The sequence below is a fragment of the Rhodoblastus sp. genome, from assembly GCF_019449565.1.
Classification (GTDB): domain Bacteria; phylum Pseudomonadota; class Alphaproteobacteria; order Rhizobiales; family Beijerinckiaceae; genus Rhodoblastus.
The window spans coordinates 1-5,336 of record NZ_JAGRPM010000015.1 but is presented as its reverse complement, the minus strand read 5'-3'; the positions used below and the strand labels follow the sequence as shown (position 1 = coordinate 5,336).

The 5,336-nt window shown below is 58.6% G+C and carries 9 protein-coding genes; 6 read left to right on the top strand and 3 right to left on the bottom strand.

The genetic code is table 11. From position 1 onward, the window contains the following. Nucleotides 1-99: 99 nt before the first annotated feature. Nucleotides 100-780, bottom strand: coding sequence for a hypothetical protein (locus QZ409_RS03530; protein ID WP_296707180.1), 681 nt, complete (start codon nt 778-780; stop codon nt 100-102). Nucleotides 781-1,196: 416 nt separating this feature from the next. Here QZ409_RS03530 and QZ409_RS03525 point away from each other — a divergent pair, with 416 nt between their 5' ends. Further along, nucleotides 1,197-1,547, top strand: coding sequence for an MbcA/ParS/Xre antitoxin family protein (locus QZ409_RS03525; protein ID WP_296707178.1), 351 nt, complete (start codon nt 1,197-1,199; stop codon nt 1,545-1,547). Further along, nucleotides 1,544-2,056: an RES domain-containing protein gene (locus tag QZ409_RS03520; RefSeq protein ID WP_296707176.1), complete on the top strand. Its 513-nt coding sequence runs from the start codon at nt 1,544-1,546 to the stop codon at nt 2,054-2,056. Before QZ409_RS03525 ends, QZ409_RS03520 begins: the two co-directional genes overlap by 4 nt. 713 nt (nt 2,057-2,769) lie before the next feature. Here QZ409_RS03520 and QZ409_RS03515 read toward each other — a convergent pair. Continuing rightward, nucleotides 2,770-3,204: an antitoxin Xre-like helix-turn-helix domain-containing protein gene (locus tag QZ409_RS03515; protein ID WP_296707174.1), complete on the bottom strand. Its 435-nt coding sequence runs from the start codon at nt 3,202-3,204 to the stop codon at nt 2,770-2,772. A 33-nt stretch (nt 3,205-3,237) separates the two neighbouring features. Here QZ409_RS03515 and QZ409_RS03510 point away from each other — a divergent pair, with 33 nt between their 5' ends. The 3 genes from QZ409_RS03510 (at nt 3,238) to QZ409_RS03500 (ending at nt 4,742) form a co-directional block, all read left to right on the top strand. Further along, on the top strand, nt 3,238-3,981 hold the full coding sequence (locus QZ409_RS03510; protein ID WP_296707172.1) for a hypothetical protein: 744 nt from the start codon (nt 3,238-3,240) through the stop codon (nt 3,979-3,981). A gap of 158 nt (nt 3,982-4,139) precedes the next feature. After that, nucleotides 4,140-4,382, top strand: coding sequence for a hypothetical protein (locus QZ409_RS03505; RefSeq protein WP_342394822.1), 243 nt, complete (start codon nt 4,140-4,142; stop codon nt 4,380-4,382). A gap of 60 nt (nt 4,383-4,442) precedes the next feature. After that, nucleotides 4,443-4,742 (top strand): hypothetical protein, encoded by a 300-nt coding sequence (locus QZ409_RS03500; RefSeq protein WP_296707168.1) that lies wholly within the window; start codon nt 4,443-4,445, stop codon nt 4,740-4,742. On the opposite strand, the gene QZ409_RS03495 is transcribed toward QZ409_RS03500, so the two are convergent. Next, nucleotides 4,739-5,020: a hypothetical protein gene (locus QZ409_RS03495; protein ID WP_296707167.1), complete on the bottom strand. Its 282-nt coding sequence runs from the start codon at nt 5,018-5,020 to the stop codon at nt 4,739-4,741. The two genes, QZ409_RS03500 and QZ409_RS03495, sit on opposite strands and share 4 nt — an antisense overlap. Before the next feature lie 30 nt (nt 5,021-5,050). Between QZ409_RS03495 and QZ409_RS03490 the strand changes: the two genes are divergently transcribed. Continuing rightward, nucleotides 5,051-5,326, top strand: a complete 276-nt coding sequence (locus QZ409_RS03490; protein ID WP_296707181.1) for a hypothetical protein — start codon at nt 5,051-5,053, stop codon at nt 5,324-5,326. The last annotated feature ends 10 nt before the right edge of the window (nt 5,327-5,336 follow it).

The window sequence follows — 5,336 nt, the reverse complement described above, 5'->3', positions numbered from 1 at the left end:
CGCTTCAAGGCCAGCGCCGCAACCGCAAAAGGACGAAAGGAGAAAGCCAATGCCTTGACCAAAACCTGACCGCAGGAACATAAAAAGGCGGGTCACTTCTCAGTGAAAATCCCGGGTCAGTTCCAAACGGAAATCAACAGCTTGAGCCATAGGCGGCGTAGCCATCCACGATTTGGCTGTCGTCAAAAGCTTATTGATGTCCTCTTTCGACGGAATCGTTACCCGCTTTTGCCCGCGCTTCGACTTTTTAGGGATTTCGCCGGCAGCCGGATTAACCCCCATAAGCTCTTTCGAGATGGCGAAACGGCAGATCGCGGAGAGCAGTTTTACGACAACCTTGCGCGTGTTTTCCGTTTCGTCCTTCAGATGGATATCGCGGAACGTCTGGACACGGGATTTTTTCAGGCCTGCCAGAGTCAGGCCGCCGATATGCGGAATAATGTGATTTTCGACTTGACCGCGCGTCGTCAGGACATGATGCGGCTCAGTCTTGGCTTTGCCGTCCTTGCCCGATTCGATCGCGTCGACATAGCGCCGGGCGATCTCGGCGACCGTGAACGTCGCGCCGGCCGAGACATGCTCGCCGGACTGGACTTTCGACGCGATCGTGTCGGCAAATTTCTTGGCCTCGGCCTGTCGCTCGAAATCTTTTCGCCGCCAGCGGCCGCTGTCGTCTTTGTACTGGACGCGCCAGGACGATGATTTCGATCCGTCCTTGTTTGTCCATTCGCGCTTATTGACCGTCGCCATTGACCTTCCTCGCGATTGCCGCTCCAGCAATCCACAAAATTCGGCGACTGAAAAGTGAAAATGTCCAGACCAGCGAAGATTTCCGTTTATACGCGCAGCTCGAAAACCCTAGCGCAACGGGCAATCATTGCCACTTTAAACCACGCGAAAACCTCCAGGTACTTATTCGCATTTCAAAAGGGGCAATGATTGCCCCTTAAGACCGCTAGACACTTATTTTAACTTCACAAAGGGGCAATCATTGCCCCTTTCCGCGCGCTGTATACTGACGCGGCGAATTTAATGCTTGCGAAAGGGGCAATCATTGCCCCTCGCCTCGCAACATCGACGGCCTGCTCGCTCACGGTCCTCCGCGTCGCGCAAACGCCAACCACAACCTTGCCATACATAAATTATGACGCTATATTGCGTCAGAATTTTCACGCACAATGCGAGGCTACCTATCCATGAACATTGCCCGCTACGCTGAAAAAGGATTCTTCGCGCCCGCCAAGATTGCTCACGCACTCATGACGACCCGCGACGAAATCGCGCGCACCGCCGGTCTCGGCAAGGACGCCGTCCAGCGCAAAGACCGCATTACGTCGCAAAAGACCCAAAAGCGGCTGCGCGAAATGGTTGAAATCATCAACAAGATCGAGCCTCGTTTTGGATCCGACCTGATGGCCTATGCCTGGTATCGCTCCGAACCGCTCCCTGGATTCTCGGGGCAAACCGCGATGCAACTGGTTCGCGCATCTCGCGCAGCCGACGTGCTCGACTATATCGATGCGGTCGATGCCGGAGTCTACGCTTGATCTCGACCAAGCGTTACTCCGGCCTGCTCTACCGCGCGCTCAATCCCATTTATGCCCGCGATCCGCTGTCAGGCCGCGGCGCTGAACTCTATGGAGGCCGCTTCAATCCCAAGGGCGTTCCCGCTCTCTATGCCTCCCAATCCCCGATGACGGCCTTGCGCGAAGCAAATCAGGTGGGAACGTTGCAGCCAACGACGCTTGTCGCCTATCGCGCCGATATTCATCCCGTTTTCGACACGCGCGACGACACGGCTCTCTCAGCATTCGACATGACGCCAGACGGCATCGCTACAACCACCTGGCGCGATGAAATGATCAGTTTCGGCGAATCGCAGACGCAAAAATTTGCCCGACGCCTCATCGACGAAGGATACGCAGGTCTGGTTATCCGCAGCTTCGCTCGCGGCTCATCGAACAACGCCATCAACATAGTTCTATGGCGTTGGAATAACGAACTGCCCACAAAACTCATTCTCGTCGACGACGACAACCGCCTCGCCACGACCTGAGCTAATCAGCCGATCCGGGCAAGGTAACGATAATGGCATGTTATCGATACCTCTGGAGCGCCCGGAAGAGTCTAAGGAGTAACGTGCAAAACTACCCAAGTTTTGCACGTTACGGCCCATCATAAATATCTAACAATTTGAAATTGCGTCAGTTTTTTATGCTGCGAAATTCAATCGAAAAATCATGAAAAACCAGTCGAATCGACACGAAATGGCCGAATCACGCATATTCGGGGAGTTCGGTTTTGCCGAACGTGGAGGTGGGTAACCCTTCCAGATACGAATATGCTTTACCGCTGACTTTCGTCGGTCAGAGGTGAGGCGCACCTAAGAGATGGCCGGCAGTACCAACTGCCGGCCATTTTCACACCCGCGCGACGGCTGAGCAAGCGCCAGTCACAGAATGCGCCTGCTGGTGCACCGGGTCGAGCTTGCGCTTGAGCTCAGCGATCGCGATGGCGCACTCCGCCGGCCTGGAGAGATGGCGCGAAATGTCGACTGTGTGTCCAGCGACCGCAAAATGAGCCGTGAAAAGCCAGTAGACGACGGAATTCATGCGATCGCCGACGCCGCGCGCCTCGCCTCGCCGCGGTCGCGCGGCGCTTCCGCTGCACGCGTTGCGGCGAGCGTCGCTCGTACCCGACTGTCGCGCCGCCGGCATGGGCGGCATGTGAGGCGCTTGGGCGGCGCCGGCCGTCCGGCCGACGTCGCGTTCAGCCGCAGAGGCGTTGGCTAGAATTGAGATGATAGCTTAGCGACCGGGCTTGCTCACATCGCGTCGTCACCTGCGCGATCCATTCGGATACGGCGGAGGTCAGTTCGCTTTCGAGCCGGGACCTGAGCATGCTGGCGTGCTGCGCCAGGCCGTTGAACCATCGGCTCAACGTCGAAGGCGGCGCGCCGACGCATTGCCTCAGCTGGTCGGCCGGCAGCCCGCTCGCTTCGGCGCAATGCAGCACCGCCGACCAGGACGAGCCAGCCTCGATATGCTCATGCATCAGCGTCTGCCAGGCGTTCGACGCCGCGAGCTGCCTTTCCAGCGCATGCGCATAGGCTTCGACCATTGGCGGCGCGGAATCGACGCCGTTGGGCAGGACATTGTTGCTTTCAGCAATTTTGGAGGCGATATCGTTTTTGAACAAGGGCATTGCAATTTCTCCTTTTTGATTGCCAGGGAATGCGTGGCGCAACCCAGTCTGGCGGCGGAATATCCGCCTGAAGGCGGCGCGCGTGGCTATTTCGGCGCCTACGTCGACGAGGCGGGCATTCGCGCCCTGACCGCCTATGAACACTGGATCGAAGGTTGCGATTCGAAGAACGCCGATCGCGCGGACGATATCGCCATCTATGAGCTGGCGGCCTCGGTCGTCCGCCATCCGCTGGGCGGCTTTGACGTCAATGTCCTGTCGCTGCAGCAGGTCTTCATCTTTGTCCGGCTGGCGGCGATCCTCGTCGACGCGCTGGTCTCCGAGACGCCGCAGCGGCATTGCATTTTGGCGTGCGTCGCGGCAACCAATACTCAATCGCTGCGTGGCCTTACGAGCTTGGGCTTTTTACGGGTTGATGAGCTTCCTAAATGGCTCAAATATGAGCATCGCTATTGGTTTCCCAAATATGACGGCGAGCCCGCCGTCGACCGCGATCAGGCGCAGATCGACAGCGAGGGCGTCTATCTCTGGGCATCGCCTTCCGCCGTCAAAGCACTGTTTGCGACGATCGCGCCCTACGTCGACGGCGAGAAGACGCTCGACCGGCGGCATCGGGAGACCGGCGAGACGGAATCGTTCGCGCTCGAGGTCGATACGCTTATGCTGCGCGTGCTGCGCGAGAATTTCGGGTCATTGGCCGGCGCGCTCGATCTTTTGAGGTTCGACTGCCTCGTTCCGCCGCCGCCGTTCGTCCGCATCGGCCAAGACGTTTTTTGAACCGGCGGACGGCGCTGCGCCCGTTTGGGAGGCGTCCTCAGACGCCCGTCGCATTGCGTTTGAAATTCTTCAGCCAATCGCGATTGATGTTGCGCGGCGTGCGTCGACCAGTCTTCGACGGCAGCATCGCGACCATCGCCCGCGAATCGTCCGGGCCAATGCTGACGTGGATCGGTCAGTCGGTCACAGCCGTAAAAGTAGAGCCGATCGAACCACAGCGTTTCGGCGCAAATATCTCTGTTCCCACGGTCAAACGGATGGAGGCGAGCGAAGGACCGGCCGCTGGAATGGCGAACAATGTTGCTGCAATCCGCGCCGCCCTCGAAGCCTCTGGCGTGGAGTTCATTCCGGAAAACGGAAGCGGAGCGGGCGTGCGCCTCAAGAAAGGCATCGTTCAGTAGGCGGGCGTCGAGTTCATCCCGGAGAACGGCGGCCGGGCGGGGGTGAAGCTCAGAAAGTCCATGATCAACCAAGCCTGTAGCTATGCTACCGTTTTATGTCGTCGCACGGCGTCGTTTGACTCATTAAAGCGCGCTATGGCCAATATCCGTATTTCTGCATCGCATCACGGCACGTCCGGGGAAGTTGTTGCCGTCGAAGATGGCTTGGTCGTATGGGCGGGCCCGCTGGAGGAAATTGCAGAGGCGTGGCCATTCGACGCCCTATTCTGCCACGACGACGACGAGGAATGGCTCTTTGACCAGCTGAGCGGCAGCGGCGCAACAAGTCCGCAAACCCAAGGTCGCGGCCCGCAATTCTAGCGGGCGACGGGTTGGGAGATGGTATAGGCGCGCTCCAGCATACAATCGGAATAGACCGCGTCATATCGACTTTGCCGATCGAGCTGACCCGCGGCATTGGCCGCTGTTCCCGCTGCGGCCTGGGCGCGCTCCCGACATGCGACTACGTCGCCGGCAAATTTCTGTTCCGTGACCTTCGGCCCCGCGACAACCGTCATGCTCGGTCCGGCCGGCGGAATGCTGTCGCAGGCGCCGAGTGCAAAACAGAGCACGAACGGAACCACTCTGGCGAATTTCATCGGATCTCTCGTCTACAGAATGAGCTCGTCATGAAGACCGAAGGGCTACTACAGTTGCGCATGAATCTGCTGGCGCGTAACCTGGCCGGGGTGCTGCTGCTGTTCATCGGCGCCGTCAGCGTTTGGACTCCGCTGGCGCACGAGCGTGTCGCCGAGCGCTGGTTCACGTGGCCGAATGGTCTGCCCCCTGAAAAGTGGTCCTCCATGAAGTATGGTTTTCGCACCGGCCGGAGGACAGAAGGATGGCAGGGAAGAGACACAAACCGGAAGAGATTGTCGCCAAGCTTCGTCAAGTCGACGTGCTGATTTCACAGGG